Genomic DNA, 25,788 nt, shown 5'->3' with positions numbered 1-25,788 from the left:
TTTTCCATTACAAAAATAGGATATGATACGATTAAAAAAATAGAAATATTATCTAATTCTCTTTGTTTTTTCAACAAAAGATGAAATTTTTATTTGTTCTGTCTTATTATTCACTACCAAAGAAATTATTATTTCATCTTTTTTAGTGGTTATCATTTGGTTTTGAAATTCATTATCGGGTTTAATATTCAATAGATACTTTCCTTTTTTAGTAATATTAGAAATAATCAAGTTAGAGTTCATATCCATAATATCAAATCTCAGTCTTTCTTTTTTGACATCCAATTGAGGGAAATTAATATCTTCTATTTTAAAATTTTGATCATTTTTAGTTACTTCAAATTGTATCTTATATTGCACAAATTGATCTTGATTTGGTCTTCCTGGTATGGTTATTTCCTTAACAGCAGATGTTAATAAAATTTCTTCTTTACAAGACAGGAGTGTACAAAGCATTAAGAATGTAATTATTACAGATACGTATTTCATTTTAGTTAATTTCATTAAATTAAAAACCGGTAAAGAAATTAAGTATTCTTTACCGGTTTAAAAAATTATGGTTTCAATTATTTCACTATAATTTTTTTCACTATTCTCTTGTTGTTATTTTTAAGATCAACCAGATAAACTCCCGAACTATATGATGATAAATCAACATTAGTATTGATTTTGTCTGTTTTAAAACTTTTAACTACGCCACCAATAATATTGTATATAGTAATTTCGGATTTACTGTCAAAATCAGCTAATTTTATGGTAAACTCTCCATTTGAAGGGTTTGGAAATACGGTTAATACATTAGGGTCTTCAAATTCTCCAATTCCTAACACAGCAGAACCTATAGGGATTTCCCAAATACCGCGCCCGTATGTAGCTACTCTTAATTTATTGGTTCCATAATGTACTTCTAAATCATTAGATATTACATTAGGTAATCCTTCTCCATAAACTTCCCAATCTGTACTTGAGTTATTTCTATGAAAAACTCCAATATCTGACCCTAAGAAAAGATCTCCATCTCCTCCTGTTAAATATAAAATTTTATGCATTGGCACATTAGGTAACGTTCCAGATATGTTAGTCCAACTAGTTCCTGAATTATCAGATTTAAAAACTCTATTTCCATCATTATATCTTCCATAGCAAATATAAACTTCTGCCGGATTAGTAGAATTGACAGCAATACTGGTTACAAGACCGTTTACAGGCAATGTTAATGTATCCCAATTTGAACCTCCATCGGTAGTTGTATAAACACCGTTTCCATCAGTTACATAAATAACTTGATTATCTGAAGGAGCTACCGTTATTGCTCTTGGAGATGCACCAGGAGAATTAAGATTAGTCCACGTGTCTCCTGAATTAGATGAACTATAAATGTTACCAAATCCTCCATAAATAGTATTAGGATCCGTAGGATCTATCTCCAAAGGCCAAACAAATCTTGCTCCACCTGGTGTATTAAGTCTTGTAGTTCGTGTTGCCCATCCGTCTGTAGTTCTTTCTACATATCCTGCCTGGCTGCAGGTCCAAGCTACATTAGAGTCACTATAATTCCATAGTGCTTCTACTCCATCAGACCCAAAATTTCTATTAATCCACTCTGTTCCATTATATTGGGTAATATCGTTGTCCTGAGCACCAGCTAATAAGAAATCTGCATTTTGTGGTGTCCCCGCTACTTTATAATATTGAGTGATTGATAAACCAGAAGATAAATCTTCCCAAACATCATTAGTAGTAATATCACCTTTAAACAATCCTCCGTCATTTGCCGAAAAAACTTCCGTAGTACTTCCTGGTAAAAATTCTAAATCGTGATGATCCGAATGCACATAAAAAAATGGGTTTCCTGGCACCCAATATCCATCAAGATATTTTTGCCAGGTACTTCCTCCATTAATACTCCTCCATCCATCTACTCCTCCAATAATAATTAGATCTTTATTATCAGGAGCAACTAATAATGTTTGATTATATCCTCCTTGTGTACTTAAACCAGAAGGTGTAGATATAGCTAATGAATTCCAAGAAGCTCCTCCATCGGTAGATTCGTAAACATTTCTGTTGTTCATACCTACTACATATTCTGAATCAGCAGCGGTAGTAGCGATATCAAAACGACCAGAGTTACCCAAACCGGTAGAAGAATCGGTCCAATTCTCTCCATTATCTGTAGAAACATAAAAAGTCGTTGATCTACCTCCAGTTGCAAACAAAGTGGTAGTCGACCCCTCTTTATACATTATGTCATTAAAACTTGCAGTAGTTGTTTTTAAACTCCAATTAACTCCAGCATCGGTTGATTTATATATCCCACCATTAGTTGTGGCAAAAATCGTATCTGGGTTATTTGGATCGATAAGTAAATGTGCAATTAATCTGGTTTGCGTAACTTCATAATTTAACCCAGTTGCCACCCAAGTTTCTCCGTGATCAGTAGATTTTAAAACTCCAATAGAAGTATTTTGAAATCCATCATAGTCTCCTGTAGCCATATACATAATATCACTGTTGGTAGGATGAAAAACGATATCTGATACACCAAGATTAGGAATATTATCTCCCTTAGGCGTCCAGTTTGCTCCTGCATCATCAGATCTCCAGATCCCACCTCCTGGCGCTCCTACCCAAATTTCATCACTATTAGTTGGATTAAATGTAACTACATTCAATCTTCCCATTCCTGCATAAAAGGTAGTCCCAGATTCTGGAATTACTTTAGGACCTATAAGTGTCCAACTTATTAGGTTTTCATTCTTTTCTGCAGGAACATTCTGTTGATACTTATTCCACTCATTATAAGTATTTAATGGACTTGGAAAAGAACCATCTTCATTGATACGGCTCTCCCAAAAATAAGCCCAACGCTCAAATTGTTTTATTTTTTTTCTATCTGCTCTATTATTACTTTTACTAATTGAAGTATATTCCTGTCGTTTTTTATTTACTACTTCGAAATAATTACTATCATCTTTAGCTGGTGATTTACGCCAATCTTGGGCCGTTATTATATAACAACTTAAAACTGTTATAAAAAAAAGGAAATTTCTTTTCATTTATGTGTTAGTTAGAATTAGTCTATACTAACTAAAACAATACAAGCATGAAAAACCCTACTTTTTTTTGAAGAATTATTTTTTAAATGCCTTTGAAGTCGATATAAAACCTTTGATAAATTTCTTTAATTCTGGAGAAGGAACGTTATCTATGTTTTCTTTCAGAAAGCTTTTATCGGCATCTATATCTTTATAATATCTGGTAATTCTAGGAGCACTGATTTGTACACTTAATCTAATCATCCTTAATTCTATATTATTAGGATCGGATGCTATTGCTTCTTCAATTAACTTTTTTCCTTTTTTAAAAAAAGATATTTTATCTCCTCTTTTTTCAGAAAAAGAAGCCTTTAGAGTTAGTGCACATCCGTAATATGCTGATAACACAGAACTCTCTTTATAGTTTAAACTCTTTGTTAATTCATAAAATTTCTCGGTATTCTCTTTAGAACCCTTTGCATATTTGTATGAACTTCTTACTTGGGTAATATCATTTACAGTAATATTTATAAAAAGTAATCCAATAAATAAAACAAAAAATTTCATATCGTAATTTATAATTTAACAAAAGTAACTACAACTTTTAGCGCTATGGTATCATCATACTTTACGGTACTTTTTACTTTAATCTCCTCTTCATTATCAGTAAAATCATTCGTAATCACCAAATCCGGAGTTTTTTCAGGATTAATCACAGCCATAAACTTCACATTAGAAGCCTTTTTCATAAATAAAGAACATCCTTTCCTTTTTTCTGTAAGCTCCTTAATAATCTGTAATGTACAAACCCCGGGAGTTATAGGGTTACCAGGAAAGTGACCTTTAAAAATATCATTTTCAGGATTTAAAGATATCCTCGTGGTTTGTATACCATCTGTTACAGAATCTTCATTGATTTTATATAAATCAGCTATTAGCATATTATTTTTTTAGGAAGTTTAAATCTATATTTAATTTAATGTTTTTATGGTCAATACTTATATTTCTAGCTATCAAATCTTTAGAAATATCCTTGAAAAATATCATAAACTTTTCTTTACTCTTAGTTGTATGAACTATTTTATATAATCTCAAATCTGATTGATTATAAAAGTAGTAATTACTTCGTTTGTCGCTTTCGTTTTTAAGAACATTATATGCATCATCATAATACTTTTCCTCAACCGTTCCTTTTTCTTTGATTAATAATGCAAAATCTCTGATTAAAGTATTCAGGATAATTTTTCTATTAAGCTGATCTACAATTGAGTTAATTCTATATTGACCTTTCTCAAACTCTATATCAAAAAATGTACTTCCAAATTGTGAAGTAAAAACGATGCGATGCTTTTGTAGGGCTACTTTTTTTAAAATAAGAATACCACTAAACTCATTACCATACACCTTTATATCTGCCTTATATACATAATCTATATCAGGGTTTGAAAAATATGGGTTTTGCACCATATCATTTGTTTCCACTTTAGACTCCGTAAAATCATCCACCGTTGTTACTTTACAACCTAAAACAGATACAATCAGTATACTAATGAGCAAATATCGCATCAGGAATAGGTTTATTTAAAGATGTATTCTGAAATTTTATAAGTGTATAATCTCCTGAAGGCTCTATTAATTTAACACTGGTAACTAAATATTTTTTTGACTCAAAGTTCAAAACGATCTGTTTAAACATACTTTTTAGAGTCTGATCTTTTGGAAATAATTTTGCTACATATTGCGCATTATTCTTAAAAAAACTCATAGAAAACTGAGTATCATCTAGCATATCCCCACTTACACTTTTTGCGATCAAATCATTTAGTTTTTTAAAGACTTTATTGGAAGCAAGGTTAATATCACTTTTTTTACCTGCATCATTTATAAACAACTTCTTATCCTTAAAAATCACGCTATACTCATATGGCTTTGTGTAAGACCATTTGATAATATTGGGTGATTTGAAATATAAATCCCCACTACTTTCTATATCATTAGACAGGAAATCAATATGCTTTAATTGTGTAAATGTATTTACGATTGTTTTAGACTGTTTTGCACTGGTACTTACAGCATTCTTAAAAGTATCTATTTCTAATCCAGAAAGTTCCACTTCTTGAGCTTGCAGCCAAGCAAAATTCATGAAAAGGAAACCAAATAATAAAAATCTAAGCATATGCTTGTATCGAAAATAGTTCATCTATAGTAACTGTTGTAAAATTATTCCTTTGCAAAAATAGCAACAATTGTTCCAATACTGCCACAGTAATTATTTTTGTGTCGTGAAGCAGTATAATATCTCCTCCTTTTAGGTTTTTTGTAATCCTCTGAAGTATTACTTTTTCTGAAGGAATTGTAGTATCAAACGACCTCTTATTCCATCCAATAACAGTATGTCCAGTCTTTTTAACAGCTTTGGCTATATTAGGATTAGTAATTCCATAGGGAGGTCTAAAAAATAGTGGTTTTAATTCAGAATTTTTTTCTATTATAGTATCTGTTTTCTGAATTTCACCGATAAACTTATCCGTGCCGTAGGTATCTATCAGTTTATCATGAGAAAAAGTATGATTTCCAACTATATGATTTTCCTGAATAATTTTTTTAAGTATATCAGGGTACTTTTCAATTTGTTTTCCGATACAAAAAAAAGTTCCTTTAACATTATACTTATTTAAAACCTCTAAGATCTTTAGAGTATTGAGATCCGGGCCGTCATCAAAAGTAATGGCTATTTTTTTCTCTGTAAGTGTTGGATTACTATTTAAACTTTTCAGAAAGTATCCGGATCTAATATTAGCAACTCCATAAGCAGTAATTAGGAGCCAAAGAAACGCCAGTACAAGTAAACTCCACGAAGGAAGTTCATTGAAATAAATTGCGGTAACCATAAGAATACCAGCAATACTAGATATAATATTAACTATTTTTCTAATTAGCATCGTTGCAACAACGCAATACTATGATTTTTTCCTAGATATTGATTATACAAAAGTACATTATTATGATTCTTTGCTGTAACATCATTAACCTTTAAGACAGAAGGTATCTGATTAGTTGCAAAAATTTTACAAGCAAGCCAAAAACCAAAACTAGAAGCAACATAATAATCACCTATCAAATGCTTATAACATAGTTGTTCTATATTTGAAAAAATCGAAGATTGTAAGTTTTTATAGTAATTATCGTATTTTATATCTCCATTATTACCCAAAACTACGGCGTCTATATCATCTACAGATAACCCTTGACGCAAAAGAAATTTTTCAATATCTGCTTTTATTTCATCTGGTGTTGCTTCACTTATAGTTTCTACATCAATAATATTAGCTAAACTTTTATCAGTTTTTGCACCTAAAACCATAAATGTAGCACCTTCACTTGCAACTGTACCGGATGTATTTGAGTCCAATAAGGTAATTATATCAATATCTTCTTCTTTAATTTGACCATCTAATTTATGTAGTAAAGTAGAGTTTTTAGCAATTTCATCAATACCTCCAACTAAGATATTTTTGCCAGATTCTTCTGATAACATTAGCTGAGCGTCCATTACAGAAGTTTCAAACGAAGCTGCTCCTTGAACATAAGTAACGTTATACGCTTTACATCCTAATCCCAATGCTACTTGACCCCCAACAGTATTATGTGTCGATTGAATAAACAGTGTTGGTGTTAAAAACTGCTCATCATTATGAAGAATGTTTTCTAAAAATTTCTCGGAATCTTGTTTACACCCCATTCCTGTACCTGTAATTATCGCATCAGGTATTTCTACTCCAGAATCTTTTAAAGCCATTGACGCAGTTGTAACACCCATCTTTACAGATTTAGACATTCGTCTCATAGCTGCTGGCTTTATATAATCTTTATAATTAGGATCGTGACATCTAAATATATTTTCGTGGTAAGAAATTAATTCCTCTAAAAACATATCTGGATCCGTCGTCGGCTGCGCAGAAATGCTAGCAATACCATTAATAAAACAATCGCTCATTATTTTGTAAAGATTAAAGTGGAACAATTGCCTCCAAAACCAAAAGAATTGGATAAAATAGTTTTTACTTCTTTAGAAACCAATTCAGTTTGTGGGACTAATGAAAACTCTTTCATTTTAGTTTTAAAATTCAAGTTCGGGAAAATTAGATTTTCCTTCAGCGATAAAAGAGAATAAACCGCTTCTACAGAACCTGCAGCTGCTAGTGTATGTCCTGTAAACGCCTTTGTAGAACTGAATAGCGGAGTATCTTCTTCTCCAAAAATTCTAGTCATAGCTACACCTTCTGATAAATCATTATTAGGAGTTGCAGTTCCATGAGCATTTACATAATCAATATCCTTAGCAGTCATATTGGCAATTTTCAATGCTTTATTCATAGCAAGAAATGCGCCTTCTCCATCGGATGACGAAGCTGTTTGGTGATAAGCATCGTTAGCATTTGCCCAACCAGCAACACGACCGAGTACTTTTTTATTTTCTTTTTCAACCACCGAATCACTTTCCAACACCAAAAATGCTGCTGCTTCTCCTAGGTTCAATCCTTTCCTATTATCGTCAAAAGGAGTACACTCTGAATCCGACAAAATCATTAAAGTACCAAAACCATTTATCGTAAACTTAGACAAAGCATCGGTTCCTCCAACAATCATTCTATCTATCTTACCCGCTTGAATCATACGTGCTCCAAGCATTATTGCATTTGCTGCTGAAGAACAGGCCGTACTTATAGTAGAAACATACCCATTTATTCCTAGATAATTAGAAATAGATTGCGTAGTAAATCCAGCATGTTGTGCCCGAATGAATCTTCTATTATCTTCAATTTCTGTATACTCTAAATAATGTTTTTCGGTAGTATCCATTCCACCCACACTGGTTCCTGAAACAAAACCAGTTCTATATTTATTTACATCCGAAATCTGCGCATCCTCTAATGCCTCTTTTGCAGCGATAGCACCAATCATAGCTGTTCTAGAAAAACTATGTAAAGGTTGTAAACCTAATTCTTCTTCTAAGACACTGTTGGTTTTTTTTATCTCCCCAACCATAATTTGATCACTATGACGAGTTTGCAACATCTCCACTCTGGAAATTCCAGGAGACACTGATTTTAAAGCATTAAGATTTTCTTCAACCGTGTTTCCGATTGAAGATATTATACCCATACCAGTAATGGCAATGCCTTTGTTCATATTACTTTGTACGGTGTTTTGAAATATAATCAGCCATTACGCCAATAGATTCAAATATAGCTTTACCTTCCTTTGGGTCTTTCAACTTAATCCCATAGTCTTTTTCTAATAATACAATTAGTTCAAGTGCATCAATAGAATCTAATCCTAAACCGTCTCCAAAAAGAGGATCATCATCTCCTATTTCACTTACCTCTACATCCTCAAGACTTAATTGCTCTATTAATTTCTCTTTTAGCTCTTCTCTTAATTCAGCCATACCTATTGATTATATAAATTATTTAATTCCTCTTTTGTTAGCTCTTTTTCACCTTTTTTTGAAAGAAAAGCCAAAAATACGTCATATTTATCATTATCCAAATCTACCCAGCCACAAATAACATTGCTGGCTTTTCCGGTATTCATTAAAATTTTAGAATAATTAGACATAAAATCGGTATCAAAATTTTCTGTTACAAAAAATGCATTCTCACTTTTAAGATTATTCTTAATACTTATCTCTCCCATAATAATATTGGGAAGTGTATACACAAAAACCGCTGGGGATGGATAAAAATCTTCACGATCCTGAATACTTATTTGATGTTTTCTATCCGTATCAAGACTTGATGATCTATTAGATAATACAAGTGCGGTATCTCGGTCTACTTTTTCTCTGTCTTTTAATAAAACTTCTGACGCTAAAAACCCTAACTTACACAACTCATCCATTTTGTGAAATTTTGGATATTTTAATTCTAAAAATTTATAAACTCCTTTTGCAAAATCCTTCAGATTATCTGATTCTAAATCAATATGTAGTTGATCTCCATTCTTAAAGATCTTTTTATCTCGAATCGAACAAAAATCTGATATATAATATTTTTCTTTAATCACGATACTTCTTTTTCAATAATCAGTGCAACGTTACATCCACCAAAGCCAGATGCCGTTTTAAGAACCCTTTTCAATTCTTTTTTATGATTCTTATCAATTACATTAATTGGTTCTGAAACTCCTAATTCTTCAAAACCTAAAGAAGCGAAGAGCTCATTATTAATTAGACAATGTCTAGCTATGATACTTTCTATTAATGCTGAAGCTCCTAATGTATGTCCATAATATCCTTTTAGACTATTAATAGGAACACTTTTCATTCCTGCTCTATTAAAAGCAATAGCTTCCATTTCATCATTATACGGAGTTGCCGTACCATGCGCAGTAATATAATCAATCTGATTACTCTCTATACCTGCTTCTTTTAAAGCTTTAGTAATACTAATAAATAATCCTTCACCTGTTCGTGAAGGTCCAGAAATATGATTCGCATCATTAGCGGAAGCATCTCCGGTAATACTGATCGCTTCTTCTGTTACATTCTTTTTATTAGAGCTCAACCATGCACTTGCTGCTGCTTCTCCTAAACTTATACCCGTCCTGTTTTTACAAAAAGGTTTACAAGGTGCAGTACTTACGGCTTGAAAAGAAAAGAAACCAGAAAGTGTAAACTCAGAGAGTAAATCTCCTCCTATTACCACTACGTCTTCAAAAAGTTCTGACTGAATCATCCGCTTTCCAACAGCCAGAGCTAATCCTCCAGAGATACAGGCATTAGATAAGATCACCGGCGTATGATCTAATTTAAAATAACGCTGAACAGTTTTGGAAATACTTGCCAAATAGGCCTTCTCATCAGAGTCACCTCTCAGACTATTAATATTTCCTTTTGTAGTAGAAATAATAACTCCACATTTAGTAATATCTAAAGAAGGATTCTCTGTTAGTAGTTTAGAAACAGATAATAACATCATCTTCTCTAACTTCGTATATACCGAATCATTTGAGATTGTATTCCAAGCTACAGAAAGTTTATCGTTATCAATCACTGCTCCAAAAAATGGTTTTGACCAAATATCATCATCATCCACTTTTTTGATTCCGGTCTTATTTAAACGAAGATTTTCTATATTTTCTTCAGTAGAAAACCCAAGTGGAGAAATTATATTATCAGCAATTAAGTAGACTTTTTTCATAATAATCCTACTTTACGTTTCCAATCAAGAAAAAACTCAGGAATAGTAAGAGACATATTACCATCCATATCCAAGAATACCTGCGTTGTTTCCCCTACACAAACTAGTTCTTTGTTTTGATTATATACATTATATCTAAAAATCATTTTCGCAGCGGGACTATCTACATATACTGTTTCTACTGTAGCAATATCTCCGTACTTAAGAGGTAATTTATGATTACAATTAGAATTAACAATTGGTGTTACATAATCATTATCTTTAAAATGAAGATATGAAAGACCATGACTTCGCCCAAAAGCTTCGCGTCCTTCTTCAAAATAGGTTATATATATACCATGCCAAACGATGCTTAAAGGATCACAGTCATTAAATCTGACCCTTACCTCATGGACATGTTTGATATCGGTTATAATTTCTTTAGACCGCCTTTTTCTTTTCATAGTATAGTATAGCGATTACGATAGTACTAATAAAAAACCCAATTAACAAACCAATTTCGGGAAGAATATCTATCAAACTACCTTTTCTTAAAAAACAATCATAAAAAGCCTCTAATCCCCAGTTCATAGGAGAAATTTTAGCTATGAGTTGCATCGTATCAGGCATTGCAAACACAGGAACCCAAACTCCTCCAATTGCAGCCAACAAAACAACCAATACGGCTCCAAAAGGAGCTGCTTGTTCATGCGAACTAAAGACTGTTCCTAATAAGATCCCTAAACCAATAGCTCCTAATCCCGAAGATAAAGCTACAAGATATAACAATCCCAGATTATCTCCCAAATCTAAAATAGGCAACCCTAATTTCGGAAACACATAAATCCCTAATAACAAAATCAAGGTAAACTGTAATAAGCTTACGAATAGAAACAAAAATGCCTTACCCGCTATAATTGTTAAGTAATTGATAGGCGTAGTTTGTAAACGAACAAATGTTCCTTGTCCTTTTTCATGTACAAGATTCAATGATAATGGTAAAATCATAAAGAAAATAGCAAACAAAGTCCAAGCCGGTATGTTATGTTGTACAGAGTTAGGCAAAATTGATTCTCCTGATAAAGAAGGGTTTATCTGTTCATATTTTACAAAATTATCTCGATTAAAAGACTTAAGACTTTCTGATTCTCCTAATTCTTTTTCGAAAGCTTCGTAAATAGATTTAGTCTCAATGCTCGCCACCAATTTATCTACTGCAAATATCACAGAACTTCTAAAAGTTTCTTGTGTTATAGGATCAAAATACAACTTCACTACCTTACTCGGTAGTTTTTCTTGAACATCTTCTACTTTTAAAGAATCAGCTACTCCTTCAAACTCTTCAAGAATTTTAGTTATGTTTTTATCTATTTGTTTCTGTAGTTCATCACTCAATCCTTTAGGAATAACAACTGCCAGTTGATAGTCTCCAGAAGCCACAAGAAGACTTGCTTTTTCTTCTGTTAAAAGGTTATTATCTATTTCTGAAATAGGTTCCAGAAACTCTATTTCAGAAAAGCTTTTTCGAATTTCACTTGATAACTTTCCTTTATCATTATCTACCAATAGAATTTCGATAGAGTTACTTGAAATTGATTTAAAAGTAGCATCCTGAATCAATGTAATCGCAACTACCAATATAATTGGCATTATAAACAAAATAATCAACCCTCCAGGATCCCTTAGAAGCAATAAAAACTCTTTTTTTATGGAAGCTAAAAATCTATGCATAATCACGAAGTTCTCTTCCTGTAAGTTCTATAAAAACGTCTTCTAAATTTCTTGCATCCTTGGTATCAGAAATTAATTTGGATGGTGTATTTTGTGCTATAATTTTTCCTGAATCAATAATTCCTACTAAAGAACACAAATCTTGTGCTTCCCTTAGATGGTGAGATGTATAGATTATAGTTGTCCCTTCTTTATTTAATTCTTGAAGTTTAGTCGTAATTGACTGTTTGGACTGAACATCTACTCCTACAGTAGGTTCATCTAAAAATAATAATTCTGGGTTATGAAGTATTCCTGCAATAAGGTTTACTCTTCTTTTCATTCCACCAGAAAATGTTTTAATTTTTTTATCTGCAAAAGGTAGCAATCCTAACTGATCCAAATGAGATAAGACAATTGGTGTCAATTCAGTTTTTGTCATTCCGAACATACTCCCAAAATACAGTAAATTCTCTTTTGCGGTTAATTTTGGATACAATGCATACTCCTGAGGTACCACACCTATTGACTTTCGAATTTCTTTAGCTTGTGTCCTAAAACTCTTGCCAGCAATCAATACTTCTCCAGAAGTTGGCTTAATCAAACCACATAAAATAGATATTAATGTAGTCTTTCCCGCTCCATTAGGTCCCAGAAGACCATATACCTCTCCTCTTTTAATTTCTAAATTTACAGTATCTAACGAAAGAAAAGCGGCACCTTTATATTGTTTAGAGATATTTTTTATTTGAATAAGAGGAGTAGCATCCATCTTAAAACTATTTAATTGCTTTCTTAAGATCTAAAAAGAAAGCTCTCTCTGCCAGAGCAATCGCATCTAACTTATCTGCAATTTTATTATATGCATCAGTTTCTCTACTTCTATTCTTATATAACCTAGAAGCATCAATGGCAAAATCTCTCCATTGATCACCAATTTCGGTCATTTCCTTCGAAAGTTCTGCGAGCCTAGAATTTTCCATAATTACAGAAGCTTCTTGCAAAAACGTAGCGAAAATAAATCGAAAACCTCCACCGCCAGTTCCTATTTCTTCTTGCATACGTACCAATTGACCCAAGTAATGATTTGTCTTTTTTACTCCAATCTTATCAGGCCATTTACGAATTCTCTTTGCTACATATCTAATCCCCCTATAACCAACTAATGGAACCGGAGCTAACATATGTCTATATGCTTGTTTCATCCCTTTAGTAATTGCTTTTTTAAGATCAATCTGATCTGGCAATTGTGTAGGATAATAAATATGACCGTTAGGCGCAAACGGACCTTTAGCAAATCGTACTTTTTCTAATTCTCTAGAAGACAAAGTAGTTACTTCTGGCATTACCGGATCACTGATTAAATAATCATCTCCTTCTTTTCCATAAACAACCAGATTATGGGCATTAAAGTGGAAACGATACTCATCAGGAAAATATGACAGGTTATATACTCCTACTTGTAAACCTACCGGGTTATTCTTTGACAACTCTACATCTAACGTTTGTTGTGCTTTTTCTGTAGATTTAAACTTATGTCTTTTAATCTTAAAACCTAATCTTTTACTTACTCTAGAGAAAATAAAACCAGGAACAGGTCTAAAACTAAACATAGGTGCGAAATTCACCTTTACAAAAGGTATATATATAAAGAAAACTCCAGAAGCAATCCCAAAAACCATTGGTTCGCTTATCTTGAGTCCATTATAATTTAATAAATTAGAAACCACTCCATTTTCGCAATGAGCGGATTGGTTATGTTCAAAGTTTATTTTCAAATCTTTGGATTTTTAAGTTCTTCTAAAGAGATCTCGAAAGCTTCGGCATATTTTTCCAACTTCTTTTTACTTAGTTTTTTAAATGTTTTGGCTTTTAAGTGTCTTTTTACTTTCCATTGCCAAAAACCAACATATCCAGATAACACTACAACATCCATTCGTTGTAATTCCATATAATATGCTATTGGACTAAGCTCTCCTTGTTTTATTTTTTGGATAGTCTCCTGAAGCTGTTCTTCTATCAACTCTAAAGATTCGTTCAATGCAATAGTTTTTGCATCCCAACCAGAACTGAGTGCTTTACCATACTTCCCATCTTGATCAACTGCATATACCACCTCTCTAATATTTGCTTTAGAAAGGCTACTTTCATCCTGTGGTACGTCTTCTTTCTTCATAGTGTTTAAAAGTTAAGGATTCACAAAACTAAGAATCTACTATAATAGTTTTCATCTCTGATGAAGCAATTAGATTTCCTTCTGTATCATTCACCTCGATTTTAACTAAAGATACAAGCATTATTTCCGCAACGATTTCTACGGTAGTTATAAGTTCAGTGCCTATTTTCGGTAATGAATAAATAGTAGCATGTTTTATAGAACCTATAAACCCTGTTTTAGGTTTTTCGTCTTTCCCACGATTTATATATCCTCTATATCCTCTATGCAAAGCGATACTTTGTGCCATATTTTCTATAAGGCCTCCTTCTGTAAAATTTTTATCCGAGGTTAATATGTTATCAGATGTTATTTTTAAACCAGAAACAACCTTTTCCGTATCGAAATACAATAACTTATCAATCATCACAAAAGGATCTTTTTGTGGAATCAACTTCTTTATGAAATCAACATCTGTTATATCACTTTCTAATTGATTATCCATTAGCACACAGTAAACAAAATATGAAAATATGAAAAACGTCCACTCTCGGGAACCATCGCAACAACTTTATCTCCTTTTTTCAATTTTCCTGAGTTTTTCAACTCATTTATCATTAAATAAATAGAGGCAGAACCTACATTACCAACTTTTTCCAGATTAGTAAACCATTTACTTTTTGGAATCGAGATTCCTTGATTTATCATTTCATTATTCAACCTTTCTTCAAAATAAAATGAAGATATATGAGGCAAAAAATAATCTACCTCTTCTTCTTTAAAATTATTTTTCTGAAAAGCATCTTTCATGCTAGAAACAGCTTTTGGAACTACATACTTATCTAGTATTTTCACATCCTGTTTTAACGAAAAAACAGATTCTGATAACCATTCCTCTGGCTCATATTCACTCCAAGGTTTAAGACTTCCATCTTGATTTTTATCTCCTCCAGCATACATACAAGCTTCTAGTTCATGTGCAAATGAATACGCCTGCATCCAATCAATACGCAATGGATTTTCTCCTTTAGGTTCACTTTCTAACAAAAAGGCACCTCCTCCATCCGACAACATCCAACGCAGAAAATCTTTCTTAAAACCAATAATTGGTTGTTCTTCTAAAGACTTTAAATTCTCTACTTCTTTATCAAATTTTTTGGATTGCATCCAAGTCGAAACTCTTTCTGTACCAGTACACACAGCATTTCTCGTACTTTCAGATTTAACAGATAGAAATCCATATTTTAACGCACTCATTCCTGAACAACATACCCCCGAAGCTGTATTTAATTCAATACTATCCTCTGTATCTAGTAATCCATGCACCATAGAAGCATGAGAAGGTAACAAATTATCTGGAGTTGATGTTCCACAAGAAAGTAACTCTATTTCATTTTCGGAAAAATCAGAATTACATAAATTTTTAATTGTTTCTTTTGTAAGCTGAGCATTATTATGGGTGATATTACCATCATTATCTACAGCATAGTATCGTTCTTTAATACCATTATTCCTTAAAACAATTCTTCTGGCCCTTGAAGGTTGATCATCAATCATACCTAGTCTTTTTTCCATTTCATCATTAGAGACTGGCTGATTTGGCAAAAAATGGCCTGTTTTTGTTATATAAACGTTTTTCATAAATAATGATTACTTATCGTAACCTTGTTGATTGATAATATTTGATGTCCTTTTTTATACGTGTATAAAAAGGCAAATAAGTCAACAAAAATATAACAAAAACTATTGGTACAAAAACCCAAATAGCAAATTGGAGGTAATACTCAAAAAAGTTTAACCATTTCGCTCTTCTTTTAGGTGATTTTAGTCCTACCTTATATATATGTGCTGACCACTTACTAAAGATATGATTTCCAGATTTATCTGATCTAATTAAGAAAGGTTTTATCCGAACCGCTCCCTCTTTTACCAACTCTTGTTGTAATTGTTCAAAATTTTCTTGAAAAAGGTGTTTTTTTATAGTTAATCCAAATTTTCCAGCCTCCTTTATATCCTTATCCGATACTCCTGGCTTTGGAAAAACACCTAAATATTTAGTTTTCTTACCTCCTATCATCCAATGTACAATGGTAATCACGCTAATATGATTCCAATGTCGATCTACAAAAGCAATATTTCCAACCAATTCCGCTTTACAATCTACCAATAACCTTTTAACCTTCTCTTGGGTCAAAATCCACATATTCCTAGAACCATTAATGGTTATAACGGGAGTATCTTTTAATAATACTTTCGCATCATCTCCTTTTAGGAAAGAATTAATTGGAATCGATGGTGAAAGATACCAAACAGTATAACCAAATATGATTAAATCATACTTTTTATTTTTTATAGCATCGGGAATCGGCTTGTTAGGTTTTGGTATCTGTAAATATGATTCAGGAAAGACCTGTAAAAAGTCTTTCTTATCCCATGGAAATTGATAAGGTTCTTCTGGATAAATTTCCTGTACTGTAACAGTGCAGTTTTCGTCTAGCTCTAAGGGTCTAACAAGATTTGTTAATATCTCACCTAATTGACCACTTTGGCTATAATACAATACCAGTATATTCTTCATACATTAGGTTTTAAGATCATCCCAATAATCATAGTAATTAAACCATTGTAAGGGATACTTTTTAACCATAATTTCAGCATTTCTGACATACTCTTTTAATACATGGCTAGGTTTGATTGATGATTCTGAAAATTCAGGTTCGCGCGCGTATAAATTATATCGCTTACCTGAACCTTTCATAATATACATAAAAAGAATAGGTTTTTTCTTTCTGGCTGCTAATTTATATGGTCCCGAAGGGAATTTTACAGACTTTCCAAAAAACTCATGTTCGAGATATTGAATTCCTTCAACATATCGATCTGCAGCAAAAACAATTACTTCTCCATTAGCTAAAACATCGTTCATTTGAAAAATATGAGACATATCTTCCTTTATTACAATAAATTTCATTGTAGTATCGGTCGATACCGCTCCAACATACTGTTTGATCTGTTCATTTTCTTGATCAGTAACTATCAGATTAACTCCGGTATCGGTCATATCAAATTCATCAAAAAAATAACGAGCAATATTAAAACTACCGACGTGTGCACTAAAAACAATACCGCCTTTTCCTTTTTCCAAAAGTTCTTGTATTTTTTCTTTACCATCATAAGTAAATGCGAACTTTTTCTTTAATCCAAAAGAAATAGCAGTACGATCTATAAGTGTCTGTCCAAAGACAAAATAGTTTTTATAAACGCTTAATATGGATTTAAAGGAAGACTGTTTTAACCTTTTATTGTAGAAATAATAACTTGCCCTGGTTGTAGTATAAGAGAATACCAAATAGTAAGCAGCTACAAATATCAAAACAGAATAAGCAGCATTCAGACCTAAATTCTTTATAAAGAATATGAATATTTTATATCCTAAAGGAGTCCCTTTAGCTTTACCTTCCCATTGGGCCATTATGTCTCTTAAATATTGACTTTACGTTCTATCAAATCATAAAAATCTTTGAAGCTTTCGATACCGACAAAATCATCTCCTACCAATTTCACTCCAAAAGTAGCCTCAATAGCCACTACAAGATCTACATAGTCTAAACTATCCAAATCTAATGTTTCCTTAAGGTTAGCATCAGGAGCAATATCATCCGCTTCAACCTCGAATTCCTCTATCAAAAAGTCATCAACTTTTTCGACAATTACACTTGTTTCCATCATCTTTCTAGTAATTTTTTTCTATTCTAAACCTTTTTTATGACGATTGCAGAATTTGTGCCCCCAAACCCAAATGAATTCGACAAAAGTACATCAATTTTTTTATCTACCGTTTCTTTTACTAAATTTAACTTTGTAGAATCTTCATCAGGAGATTCTAAATTAATATTAGGTGCTATAAATGAGTTATTCAACATTATTAATGAGTACACTATTTCACTAGCCCCTGCCATCCAACATTCATGTCCGGTCATTGATTTTGTGGAACTGACATATGGTTTTGAACCACCAAAAACTTCATTTATTGCTTTTGCTTCATTTGCATCTCCAATTGGAGTTGATGTCGCATGTGCATTTACATAATCAACATCTTCTGGCTTGATATTAGCCTGTTCTACAGCTCGTTTCATAGCTCTAGCCGGCCCCTCTTGATTAGGTGTTGAAATATGATCTCCATTAGAAGAAAAACCATACCCCGCGACTTCTCCTAAGATGGTTGCTCCTCTTTTCACAGCACTTTCATAAGATTCCATAAACAGCGCTGCACCACCACCACTTGGCACTAATCCATCTCTTTTGCTATCGAAAGGTCTTGATGCTTCCATCGGATTATCTTCATTTATAGAAAAAACTCCTAACCCATCAAAACTACCAAATGCATAATCATTAATTTCCTGTGCTCCGCCGCACAATACGTAATCTTGTAAGCCTTGTTTAATTAATAGATACCCCATTCCAATAGAATGAGATCCACTTGCACAAGCTGCACTAATTGTAAAATTAACTCCTTTTAATTTAAACACTGTAGAAAGATTCATTGTCACCGTAGAGTTCATAGATTTAAAAACTCCACCAGATCCCACCAAAGTAGTATCTTTCTTAACTCTTATTTTATCAATTGCTTGCATTACTGATTCTGCCGTACTATCATTACCAAAAAGAATACCAATCTCTTCATTCTGCAAAAACTCTTCATCAACACCGGCTTGATCAAACGCTTGTTTTGTAGCTATATATGCATATTCAGATTCTGAACCAAAACTAACACGTTGTCTTCTACTTAACTCTTTTTTTAAATTTGGTTTTGGCACTGTTCCAGTTAACGCAGATCGATACCCAAACTCTTTACGAGAAGGCTCAAAAACAATACCAGATTTCCCTTGATACAATGACTCTTTAACCTCATCAACATTAGTACCAATACAAGAATAAATTCCCATTCCAGTGATAACTACTCTTCGCATAATCTCTTATGAATAAATTCCTCCATTAATATTAACGACTTCTCCTGTTATATATGATGCTTTTTTGGATGATAAAAAAGTCACCAAATCGGCTACTTCTTCTGCTTCTCCAAAACGATTTACAGGAATCATACGCTTCAATTCTTTTTCATCCATCTCAGCTGTCATATCTGTTTTTATAAAACCAGGCGCAACTGCATTTACCGTAATTTTACGTTTTGCCACTTCATTAGCTAAGGCTTTTGTAGCGGCAACCAGTGCTCCTTTTGCTGCAGAATAGTTAACTTGACCTGCAGTCCCCTTTACTCCAGAAACAGAAACAACATTTACAATACGACCATAACGGTTAGTTAACATTTTCTGAATAAGATGGTTTGTTACATTATAAAAACCGTTTAAACTAATATTCAAAACATCATGCCAATCTTCTGGTTTCATCCACATGAATAAACCATCTCTAGTTATACCTGCATTGTTAACAATCACTTCTATGATTGCATCTGGATTATCTGCAATCCAATTATCCAACACTTGATGTGTATTTTCTACATCTGCTACATTAAATTTTAGCAGCGTACACTGACCTCCTTCATCTTCTATTAAATTCTTTGTCTCATTGGCAGCAGCATCATTAGATTGATAATTAATCAAAACAGGATAGTCTAGCTCTTTTGATAATTTCACAGCTATTGCTCTTCCTATTCCTCTGGATCCACCAGTAACAAGGGCGTATTTCATTTACAATTTTGGTTTTAAGATCAAATAATTATTGAATTTAAAAAAAGCAACAATTATTCCAAATTAAGATTTAATTAACAAATTTAAAAGATTCCTAACGATTTTAACAATCGTCTAATGTTACAACACATCAAAATCTCTATTTAATTTTCACAAAAGGCTCTGCATTTTCAAACCATTTGTTCCCTAACAACTTTCCATCTGGTGTTAAAAAACCCCATTTTTTGTCGTATTTAACACGTGCAAGACCGTCGACAAAACCTTTTTCAGGAACTCTTCCAGATAAAAATCCGAAGCTACCTGCTGTGATTCCATACTTAGTTTCAATAACTAATTCTCCTTTTGCATTTACAAATCCCCAATCTTCAATTTTCACTGGAGCCATTCCGTTAGCATCAAAAAAATCAACATCATCATACTTATTTTCGACAACCACTTTACCATTAGTATCAATATACCCCCATTTGTTACCATCAAAAACACCGGCATATCCATTTTTAAAAGTTTTTGCCTTTACAAACTGAGGTTCTATCGCCCATTTACCTTCTTTATCGATAAATCCTATTTTTTCATTTTTACGTGCAATCGTATACTTCCCTCCATCTCTAAAATCCCAAAGTTTAGTCGCCCCATCAACTTTATTAAAAGAATTAGCCGTCGCTATACCAAAAACTTCTTCTCCTTTTTCAGCACGAGCCACTCCGTTTACATAATTACCAATTGAAGTATATTCTGGTTTTATAACTATATTCCCTTTATTATCTATAATACCCCATTGACCAGCTAGATTTGCAAATCTAGCATATCCATTTCGAAATCCTTTAATAATCTTATAAGCAGGTTTTACTATAATTTCTCCTTTTGCATTCATCAAACCAACCATTTTACCCTCTCTAACAAAAGCTACACCATCTTTAAAGGGGTATAATTTTTCGGCATTGGAATAAGACAACTCTTTGCCTTGCTTATCTATGTAGATCCATTTTTTATCTTTTAGAACCATAGCAACTCCACTATTAAAATCTTTAGCTTTGCTAAATTGAGGCTCTAGAAGCCAAGTACCATCTGGATTTATGTATCCCCATTTTTTACCATCCAAAACTAATGCTACACCGTCTGCAAAATTATTTGCCTTCTTATATTTTGGCGTAATAACAAACTCTGCTTTTTTATCAATATACCCAAATTTCCCGTCTTCTCTTACTTTTGCAAGTTCTTGGGAAAATGCGGTTTGTAAACCAAATACTAATGCTAGTGTAATTAAAAGTGCTTTTTTCATCATATTTATATTTAAGGTTTATTTTTTAGTGCCTAAAATTAAACATAAGTAAACATGCATAATTTTATATGGTTTATAAGCTAAATCTTAATTCCAAATATTTAGTATGCATCATTCTCCTTCAAAAAGTCTTTAACTTTTTGAACAAAAGGGTATGTAATATAGTCTTTAGTAAAAGGAGGAACTATCTTTTTGATATCTTTAACCAACTTCTGAGTTCTACTTGACAACTTATCTCCAAAATCAAGATATTCTAAAGCTTGCACAATAGTCATTAATTCTATTGCCAAAACCTCGAATGTATTCTCTATAACGGTTCTAGTCATATTTGCAGCATTCGTACCCATACTAACAATATCTTGATTATCGTTATTATTTGGGATACTATGCACATACATAGGGTTAGAAAGCATTTGATTTTCTGCTGTTGTAGAAACAGCAGTGAATTGAATTCCTTGCATTCCGAAATTAAATCCAAGCTTTCCTAAATTAGCAAAAGGAGGTAAAATATCATTAAGTTTAGAATTCAGAAGATAGTTTAATTGGCGTTCTGCGAGCATTGATAATTTGGTCACTACCAACTTAAGCTTATCCATTTCTAAAGAAACATAATCTCCGTGAAAGTTACCACCATGATACACGTGCTCGGTTTCTACATCTATAATAGGATTATCATTTGCAGAATTTAATTCTTCGATTAATATTCTACCTACGTGTTTTATTGTATCACAAACAGGACCTAAGATCTGAGGAACACAACGAAGTGAGTAATACTCCTGTACCTTTTCTTTAAAATAGGTGTCTCCATTTTGACCAGAATACAAATGCTCTGTTCGGTCTCTAGTAAGTTTACTATCTGATAAATGTTCTCTCATTTTACGAGCTACATCCTGCTGTCCTAAATGGAGCTTACTATGATTTAATTCTTCTGAGAGGTGATCATCATAAGCCTCTACTATTTCATTTATCGCTGAAGAACAGCTAATGGACCAATCTAATAATTTTTGAGCGTTAATAACATTAACAATACCTATTCCGGTCATTGCAGATGTACCATTCATTAATGCCAGTCCTTCTCTAATTTTAACTTCGATTGGTTTAAGGCCTAATTCTTTAAAAACATCAGCAGTATTTCTTCTTTCTCCTTTATAGAAGACCTCACCTTCTCCAATAAGAACAAGTGCCAAATGTGCTAATTGTACTAAGTCACCACTCGCACCTACTCCTCCATGTTCAAAGATTAATGGTGTAACATTATTATTAATAAGATCTTTTAATCCATTAATCACCGATATATTAACTCCAGATTTACCTAATGACAGTGTGTTAAGTCTAGCTAACATTAATGCCTTTACATAATCAGGTTTCATAGCCTTTCCTGTTCCCGAAGAATGACTTCTTATCAAGTTAAACTGTAGCTCTATTCTATCCTTGTCATCAATCTTATATTGAGCCATTGGACCGAATCCTGTGTTTACTCCATAGATCACTTTATTTTCAGAAAACTTTTCTAAAAACTTAAAACTATCATCTACTCTTTTCACTATAGATTCATCTACGGCGAGCTTCTCTTCGTTAAAAATTACGCTGAGAAAATCTTTTATTTCTAACCTTTCTTTTAGTATTAGCATTCGCGAATTAGTAAGTTTTTTCCAATATTTGTAAAAAAATTCAAGTTTACTCTTTATTTTTACAGAGGGCAAATGTAATGTATTTAATATACCTTTGAAAATTATGAAAAAAGAAAATGTAGATGTACTGGTTATTGGTGCTGGTCCGTCAGGCAGTGTGAGTGCTGCATATCTTAACAAAAAAGGAATAAATGTAAAGGTGGTTGAAAAAACGAAATTCCCTCGCTTTCAGGTTGGGGAAAGTTTGATCCCCAGATGCATGGATAATTTCAAAGAAGCAGGTCTTCTTGATTGCCTTATGAAACAAGGATATGAAAAAAAACACGGTGCCCGTTTCATTAAAGATGGAGTTCAGGGATGTTTTGATTTCAGTAAAAAATATGGAGAGGGTTGGGACTGGACTTGGCAAGTGCCTAGGGATCATTTCGACAAGACCTTAATAGATGAAGCTATTAGACAAGGAGTTAGTGTTGATTTTGAAACCGAAGTAACCAATGTAGAATTTAATGGAACTGATTCTTTAACTACTGTTAAACACAAAAATGGTTCAGAAAGTCAGATTGAAGCTAAATTTATTATAGATTCTAGTGGTTTTGGACGTGTAGTAGCTAAACAACTAGGTCTTGAAGCTCCATCCAAACTTGCAGAACACGGATCTATTTTCACACAGGTAAAAGACGTTAATCGTCCTGAAGGTATTGAAGGTACCAGCATTACTTTTGAGATTATCGAAACCGAAGTATGGTTTTGGTATATTCCTTTCTCAAATGGCAATACCAGTATTGGATTTGTTGGCCCAATGGACTGGATAAATAAGTTTGAAGGAAACAAAACAGAGGTATTACAACAAATGATGAAAACTTCTCCTTATTACTATGAGCAGTTTAAAGACGTTCCTTATTTATTCGAACCTTATAAAGTAGAAAACATTGCAAAAAATGTCACTAAATTATATGGTGATGGTTTTGTACTTACTGGTAATAGCGCAGAATTCTTAGATCCTGTTTTCTCATCTGGAGTTTCTTTTGCTACCGAGACTGGTTTATTATCCGCTAAACTAGCTATCAAACAACTTAACAATGAAGAAGTAGATTGGCAAACTGATTTCGTAGATTATATGAGGCAAGGTGTCGATGTATTCACAACATATGTAAAAGAATGGTACACTGGAAATTTACAAAAGATTATTTTTCACGATAAACCTAATGAAGAGTTTAAAGAAAAAATCTGTGCGGTACTAGCTGGATATGTATGGGATAAAACAAATCCATTTGTTAAAAAGCACAAACACATTTTACGAAGTGTTGCCAAATTAGTAGAAATGGAAGAGAGCATGTCGTAGTAATTTTTTATAAACACATATACTAAAAAAGGAGGCACTTGCCTCCTTTTTTAGTATATGTGTTTATAAACTTTCATTTATTTTTTTGCAGAAACTTTTACCAGGAAATCCTTACTTCTTCCCTCGAAACCTTCTATTAATATTTCTGAATCAGAAAGTGGTAAAATTTTATCGGTTTCAAAATGTTCTAACTCAACCCCATTAATATCACGGGTATTAAAAATCGCTTCCTTCTTAACTTCTCCCGTTTTATCATTTATAATATATGCTGTAAAATACCCACCATATCCATCAGAATGCAAATAAGGTTCTTTATCTTCTGGTAAATCCAAGTTTTTAACATTATCCAAATACATCAAATAATGATTATCATTATTTCGCATATGAGTATAAGACATTGTACCTTTCCCTTTCTTTCCTTTTTGTCTTTTAGGAAGTTTATGCATCCAGGCCAGTGTTCCATCTGCTTCTATTTTAGCAGTCATTATATCATCAAAGAAATAGGTGACATCAATACGTGATCCCTTCACCTTTATCTCAACATTTCTTTGTTCTCCTAATATCACACAACTCCCATCACTATTCGCTACTACACTATTTATTTGCAAACGCTCAAAAGAAGGTACTTCATCTTCTCTTTTATCATTCTTTTTTATCGCACGCTTTTCTTTTCTGGAAGCATATTTTCTTAATAATTCTACTGGAAAATCATAACTTTTCAGATCACTAACATCTCCTTCATTAGTTAGTTTAATATTAAAAATACCTGTAGCCTGTCCTTTTCTTTTACCAAATAATCTTCCTCTTTTTGAATCCGGGTTTTTTGAAGTTCCTGTAATAACAATGTTAGATTCTGAATCACCATATAGGAAAACTTCATCAATCAGCTTTTCTCCTAAACTTATTTTACTTGTTATTATCGAATTCGTATTCTTTTTAACTTTAAATAATTCTAAGTGATAATTAGCCTGTTTTTCTTTTTTCTTTTTTTCATCAGTACTATCATCCTCATATACCGAAGCTAACATATAAAAATCACCGTCTTTATTTATAGTAAAGTCTTCATTATTCATTTTTTTCTCTGTATACGGCATAGTAACTTGTTCTTTCCATATAAGAGAAAGTTCTGTATCAAATACACTAATTACAAACCTATCATTTCCTTTAGAGTCACGCCTCGATTTCGGTTTCAACCTATAGGTAATAAGTAATTTTTCATTATCGAATGATTTTCTTACTAAATATTTTTTTCCGCCATCACTATATCCAGTTCCTCCCAATTGACGGAAAATTGAACCATTTCTTGCAACCTTTCCTTGCTGCTCAATAATAACAAATGGCTCTCCAACGGTTAGATCTTCCATCGAGATTTTAACCCCCATTAATGATTCTATTTTTTCTTTTCTATTCCATTGTGCGTATAAAAAAACAATCTTATCTCCTATTTTGATAAGTTCCGTATTAAAACCAATCTTACCTTTAATAAACTTTTTAGTTTCAACTCTATCAAGTTCTTTTAATGTTAAAGGATCAAATTTCTGAATTACTAAGTCATCTTTATGACCATTTACAGCAATTACTTGATCTTTATACTTAAAAAACTTTTTGAAACGACCATCTGTTTCACTGTATTCTTCACCTACTTCTAAAACAAAATTATCAGACAATTTTGGATCTTGTGCGAACACATTAATTACAGCTAGTAGTATTAAGAATAAAATTCTATTTTTCATGTTTAAAT

28 protein-coding genes are annotated in these 25,788 nt (G+C 32.5%); 1 reads left to right on the top strand and 27 read right to left on the bottom strand.

Going from position 1 to position 25,788, the window contains the following annotated elements:
- Positions 1 to 48: 48 nt before the first annotated feature.
- The 26 genes from Q0829_RS00865 to Q0829_RS00740 all read right to left on the bottom strand — a co-directional run bounded on the left by Q0829_RS00865 (position 49) and on the right by Q0829_RS00740 (position 22,705).
- Positions 49 to 489 (bottom strand): hypothetical protein, encoded by a 441-nt coding sequence (locus Q0829_RS00865; protein WP_298538835.1) that lies wholly within the window; start codon positions 487 to 489, stop codon positions 49 to 51.
- Between the two features lie 77 nt (positions 490 to 566).
- Positions 567 to 3,059 carry a T9SS type A sorting domain-containing protein gene (locus Q0829_RS00860; RefSeq protein WP_298538832.1) on the bottom strand — a complete coding sequence of 831 codons (2,493 nt, stop codon included), beginning with the start codon at positions 3,057 to 3,059 and terminating at the stop codon, positions 567 to 569.
- 75 nt (positions 3,060 to 3,134) lie between these two features.
- Positions 3,135 to 3,605: a hypothetical protein gene (locus Q0829_RS00855; protein ID WP_298538830.1), complete on the bottom strand. Its 471-nt coding sequence runs from the start codon at positions 3,603 to 3,605 to the stop codon at positions 3,135 to 3,137.
- Positions 3,606 to 3,613: 8 nt separating this feature from the next.
- Complete coding sequence (locus tag Q0829_RS00850; protein WP_298538828.1) at positions 3,614 to 3,979, bottom strand: 3-hydroxyacyl-ACP dehydratase; 366 nt, start codon at positions 3,977 to 3,979, stop codon at positions 3,614 to 3,616.
- Between the two features lies 1 nt (position 3,980).
- Positions 3,981 to 4,604 carry a hypothetical protein gene (locus Q0829_RS00845; protein WP_298538825.1) on the bottom strand — a complete coding sequence of 208 codons (624 nt, stop codon included), beginning with the start codon at positions 4,602 to 4,604 and terminating at the stop codon, positions 3,981 to 3,983.
- Positions 4,585 to 5,214 carry an outer membrane lipoprotein carrier protein LolA gene (locus Q0829_RS00840; RefSeq protein WP_298538822.1) on the bottom strand — a complete coding sequence of 210 codons (630 nt, stop codon included), beginning with the start codon at positions 5,212 to 5,214 and terminating at the stop codon, positions 4,585 to 4,587. Before Q0829_RS00840 ends, Q0829_RS00845 begins: the two co-directional genes overlap by 20 nt.
- Positions 5,207 to 5,980: a polysaccharide deacetylase family protein gene (locus tag Q0829_RS00835; RefSeq protein WP_298538820.1), complete on the bottom strand. Its 774-nt coding sequence runs from the start codon at positions 5,978 to 5,980 to the stop codon at positions 5,207 to 5,209. The genes Q0829_RS00840 and Q0829_RS00835 overlap by 8 nt, the downstream gene beginning before the upstream one ends.
- Positions 5,974 to 7,035, bottom strand: a complete 1,062-nt coding sequence (locus tag Q0829_RS00830; protein WP_298538817.1) for a beta-ketoacyl synthase N-terminal-like domain-containing protein — start codon at positions 7,033 to 7,035, stop codon at positions 5,974 to 5,976. The genes Q0829_RS00835 and Q0829_RS00830 overlap by 7 nt, the downstream gene beginning before the upstream one ends.
- The gene (locus Q0829_RS00825) at positions 7,035 to 8,231 is read right to left on the bottom strand and encodes a beta-ketoacyl-[acyl-carrier-protein] synthase family protein (protein ID WP_298538814.1); all 1,197 of its coding nucleotides are present in this window, start codon (positions 8,229 to 8,231) and stop codon (positions 7,035 to 7,037) included. Before Q0829_RS00825 ends, Q0829_RS00830 begins: the two co-directional genes overlap by 1 nt.
- 1 nt (position 8,232) lies before the next feature.
- The gene (locus Q0829_RS00820) at positions 8,233 to 8,490 is read right to left on the bottom strand and encodes a phosphopantetheine-binding protein (protein WP_298538811.1); all 258 of its coding nucleotides are present in this window, start codon (positions 8,488 to 8,490) and stop codon (positions 8,233 to 8,235) included.
- Between the two features lie 2 nt (positions 8,491 to 8,492).
- Positions 8,493 to 9,107, bottom strand: a complete 615-nt coding sequence (locus Q0829_RS00815; protein WP_298538809.1) for a 3-oxoacyl-ACP synthase — start codon at positions 9,105 to 9,107, stop codon at positions 8,493 to 8,495.
- The gene (locus Q0829_RS00810) at positions 9,104 to 10,243 is read right to left on the bottom strand and encodes a beta-ketoacyl synthase N-terminal-like domain-containing protein (RefSeq protein ID WP_298538806.1); all 1,140 of its coding nucleotides are present in this window, start codon (positions 10,241 to 10,243) and stop codon (positions 9,104 to 9,106) included. The genes Q0829_RS00815 and Q0829_RS00810 overlap by 4 nt, the downstream gene beginning before the upstream one ends.
- On the bottom strand, positions 10,240 to 10,686 hold the full coding sequence (locus tag Q0829_RS00805) for a thioesterase family protein (protein WP_298538803.1): 447 nt from the start codon (positions 10,684 to 10,686) through the stop codon (positions 10,240 to 10,242). The genes Q0829_RS00810 and Q0829_RS00805 overlap by 4 nt, the downstream gene beginning before the upstream one ends.
- Positions 10,664 to 11,953 carry an ABC transporter permease gene (locus Q0829_RS00800; RefSeq protein WP_298538801.1) on the bottom strand — a complete coding sequence of 430 codons (1,290 nt, stop codon included), beginning with the start codon at positions 11,951 to 11,953 and terminating at the stop codon, positions 10,664 to 10,666. Before Q0829_RS00800 ends, Q0829_RS00805 begins: the two co-directional genes overlap by 23 nt.
- Positions 11,946 to 12,704, bottom strand: coding sequence for an ABC transporter ATP-binding protein (locus tag Q0829_RS00795; RefSeq protein WP_298538798.1), 759 nt, complete (start codon positions 12,702 to 12,704; stop codon positions 11,946 to 11,948). The genes Q0829_RS00800 and Q0829_RS00795 overlap by 8 nt, the downstream gene beginning before the upstream one ends.
- 7 nt (positions 12,705 to 12,711) lie before the next feature.
- Positions 12,712 to 13,710, bottom strand: coding sequence for a BtrH N-terminal domain-containing protein (locus Q0829_RS00790; RefSeq protein ID WP_298538795.1), 999 nt, complete (start codon positions 13,708 to 13,710; stop codon positions 12,712 to 12,714).
- Positions 13,707 to 14,108: a hypothetical protein gene (locus Q0829_RS00785; RefSeq protein ID WP_298538794.1), complete on the bottom strand. Its 402-nt coding sequence runs from the start codon at positions 14,106 to 14,108 to the stop codon at positions 13,707 to 13,709. Before Q0829_RS00785 ends, Q0829_RS00790 begins: the two co-directional genes overlap by 4 nt.
- 28 nt (positions 14,109 to 14,136) lie before the next feature.
- Positions 14,137 to 14,592: a hypothetical protein gene (locus Q0829_RS00780; RefSeq protein WP_298538793.1), complete on the bottom strand. Its 456-nt coding sequence runs from the start codon at positions 14,590 to 14,592 to the stop codon at positions 14,137 to 14,139.
- Positions 14,592 to 15,728, bottom strand: coding sequence for a beta-ketoacyl-ACP synthase III (locus tag Q0829_RS00775; RefSeq protein WP_298538791.1), 1,137 nt, complete (start codon positions 15,726 to 15,728; stop codon positions 14,592 to 14,594). Before Q0829_RS00775 ends, Q0829_RS00780 begins: the two co-directional genes overlap by 1 nt.
- A gap of 13 nt (positions 15,729 to 15,741) precedes the next feature.
- The gene (locus tag Q0829_RS00770) at positions 15,742 to 16,665 is read right to left on the bottom strand and encodes a dialkylrecorsinol condensing enzyme DarA (RefSeq protein ID WP_298538790.1); all 924 of its coding nucleotides are present in this window, start codon (positions 16,663 to 16,665) and stop codon (positions 15,742 to 15,744) included.
- Positions 16,666 to 16,668: 3 nt separating this feature from the next.
- Complete coding sequence (locus Q0829_RS00765; protein WP_298538789.1) at positions 16,669 to 17,559, bottom strand: lipid A biosynthesis acyltransferase; 891 nt, start codon at positions 17,557 to 17,559, stop codon at positions 16,669 to 16,671.
- An 8-nt stretch (positions 17,560 to 17,567) separates the two neighbouring features.
- On the bottom strand, positions 17,568 to 17,813 hold the full coding sequence (locus tag Q0829_RS00760; RefSeq protein ID WP_298541182.1) for a phosphopantetheine-binding protein: 246 nt from the start codon (positions 17,811 to 17,813) through the stop codon (positions 17,568 to 17,570).
- A gap of 26 nt (positions 17,814 to 17,839) precedes the next feature.
- A complete protein-coding gene (locus Q0829_RS00755) occupies positions 17,840 to 19,057 on the bottom strand; it encodes a beta-ketoacyl-[acyl-carrier-protein] synthase family protein (protein ID WP_298538786.1) in 1,218 nt (405 codons plus the stop codon).
- Positions 19,058 to 19,063: 6 nt separating this feature from the next.
- Positions 19,064 to 19,795 (bottom strand): 3-oxoacyl-ACP reductase FabG, encoded by a 732-nt coding sequence (gene fabG / locus Q0829_RS00750; RefSeq protein WP_298538784.1) that lies wholly within the window; start codon positions 19,793 to 19,795, stop codon positions 19,064 to 19,066.
- A gap of 139 nt (positions 19,796 to 19,934) precedes the next feature.
- On the bottom strand, positions 19,935 to 21,074 hold the full coding sequence (locus tag Q0829_RS00745) for a WG repeat-containing protein (protein WP_298538783.1): 1,140 nt from the start codon (positions 21,072 to 21,074) through the stop codon (positions 19,935 to 19,937).
- Positions 21,075 to 21,175: 101 nt separating this feature from the next.
- A complete protein-coding gene (locus tag Q0829_RS00740; RefSeq protein ID WP_298538782.1) occupies positions 21,176 to 22,705 on the bottom strand; it encodes a histidine ammonia-lyase in 1,530 nt (509 codons plus the stop codon).
- 103 nt (positions 22,706 to 22,808) lie between these two features.
- Here Q0829_RS00740 and Q0829_RS00735 point away from each other — a divergent pair, with 103 nt between their 5' ends.
- On the top strand, positions 22,809 to 24,047 hold the full coding sequence (locus tag Q0829_RS00735; RefSeq protein WP_298538781.1) for an NAD(P)/FAD-dependent oxidoreductase: 1,239 nt from the start codon (positions 22,809 to 22,811) through the stop codon (positions 24,045 to 24,047).
- Positions 24,048 to 24,124: 77 nt separating this feature from the next.
- Here Q0829_RS00735 and Q0829_RS00730 read toward each other — a convergent pair whose 3' ends face one another.
- Entirely contained in the window at positions 24,125 to 25,780 is a 1,656-nt protein-coding gene (locus tag Q0829_RS00730; protein WP_298538780.1) for a hypothetical protein, read from the bottom strand.
- Positions 25,781 to 25,788: the final 8 nt, after the last annotated feature.

It is taken from the genome of uncultured Aquimarina sp. (assembly GCF_947492405.1).
Taxonomy (GTDB): Bacteria; Bacteroidota; Bacteroidia; order Flavobacteriales; family Flavobacteriaceae; genus Aquimarina.
This window is presented reverse-complemented; position numbering and strand designations above follow the sequence as displayed.

Coding starts and splice junctions, on each gene's coding strand:
- Q0829_RS00795 (WP_298538798.1), bottom strand. CDS start 12,704: ATGGATGCTACTCCTCTTATTCAAATAAAAAATATCTCTAAACAATAT.
- Q0829_RS00840 (WP_298538822.1), bottom strand. CDS start 5,214: ATGCTTAGATTTTTATTATTTGGTTTCCTTTTCATGAATTTTGCTTGG.
- Q0829_RS00805 (WP_298538803.1), bottom strand. CDS start 10,686: ATGAAAAGAAAAAGGCGGTCTAAAGAAATTATAACCGATATCAAACAT.
- Q0829_RS00770 (WP_298538790.1), bottom strand. CDS start 16,665: ATGAAGAATATACTGGTATTGTATTATAGCCAAAGTGGTCAATTAGGT.
- Q0829_RS00740 (WP_298538782.1), bottom strand. CDS start 22,705: ATGCTAATACTAAAAGAAAGGTTAGAAATAAAAGATTTTCTCAGCGTA.
- Q0829_RS00820 (WP_298538811.1), bottom strand. CDS start 8,490: ATGGCTGAATTAAGAGAAGAGCTAAAAGAGAAATTAATAGAGCAATTA.
- Q0829_RS00780 (WP_298538793.1), bottom strand. CDS start 14,592: ATGGATAATCAATTAGAAAGTGATATAACAGATGTTGATTTCATAAAG.
- Q0829_RS00735 (WP_298538781.1), top strand. CDS start 22,809: ATGAAAAAAGAAAATGTAGATGTACTGGTTATTGGTGCTGGTCCGTCA.
- Q0829_RS00860 (WP_298538832.1), bottom strand. CDS start 3,059: ATGAAAAGAAATTTCCTTTTTTTTATAACAGTTTTAAGTTGTTATATA.
- Q0829_RS00865 (WP_298538835.1), bottom strand. CDS start 489: ATGAAATACGTATCTGTAATAATTACATTCTTAATGCTTTGTACACTC.
- Q0829_RS00850 (WP_298538828.1), bottom strand. CDS start 3,979: ATGCTAATAGCTGATTTATATAAAATCAATGAAGATTCTGTAACAGAT.
- Q0829_RS00785 (WP_298538794.1), bottom strand. CDS start 14,108: ATGAAGAAAGAAGACGTACCACAGGATGAAAGTAGCCTTTCTAAAGCA.
- Q0829_RS00730 (WP_298538780.1), bottom strand. CDS start 25,780: ATGAAAAATAGAATTTTATTCTTAATACTACTAGCTGTAATTAATGTG.
- Q0829_RS00845 (WP_298538825.1), bottom strand. CDS start 4,604: ATGCGATATTTGCTCATTAGTATACTGATTGTATCTGTTTTAGGTTGT.
- fabG (WP_298538784.1), bottom strand. CDS start 19,795: ATGAAATACGCCCTTGTTACTGGTGGATCCAGAGGAATAGGAAGAGCA.
- Q0829_RS00800 (WP_298538801.1), bottom strand. CDS start 11,953: ATGCATAGATTTTTAGCTTCCATAAAAAAAGAGTTTTTATTGCTTCTA.
- Q0829_RS00810 (WP_298538806.1), bottom strand. CDS start 10,243: ATGAAAAAAGTCTACTTAATTGCTGATAATATAATTTCTCCACTTGGG.
- Q0829_RS00855 (WP_298538830.1), bottom strand. CDS start 3,605: ATGAAATTTTTTGTTTTATTTATTGGATTACTTTTTATAAATATTACT.
- Q0829_RS00835 (WP_298538820.1), bottom strand. CDS start 5,980: ATGCTAATTAGAAAAATAGTTAATATTATATCTAGTATTGCTGGTATT.
- Q0829_RS00830 (WP_298538817.1), bottom strand. CDS start 7,035: ATGAGCGATTGTTTTATTAATGGTATTGCTAGCATTTCTGCGCAGCCG.
- Q0829_RS00825 (WP_298538814.1), bottom strand. CDS start 8,231: ATGAACAAAGGCATTGCCATTACTGGTATGGGTATAATATCTTCAATC.
- Q0829_RS00755 (WP_298538786.1), bottom strand. CDS start 19,057: ATGCGAAGAGTAGTTATCACTGGAATGGGAATTTATTCTTGTATTGGT.
- Q0829_RS00745 (WP_298538783.1), bottom strand. CDS start 21,074: ATGAAAAAAGCACTTTTAATTACACTAGCATTAGTATTTGGTTTACAA.
- Q0829_RS00760 (WP_298541182.1), bottom strand. CDS start 17,813: ATGGAAACAAGTGTAATTGTCGAAAAAGTTGATGACTTTTTGATAGAG.
- Q0829_RS00765 (WP_298538789.1), bottom strand. CDS start 17,559: ATGGCCCAATGGGAAGGTAAAGCTAAAGGGACTCCTTTAGGATATAAA.
- Q0829_RS00775 (WP_298538791.1), bottom strand. CDS start 15,728: ATGAAAAACGTTTATATAACAAAAACAGGCCATTTTTTGCCAAATCAG.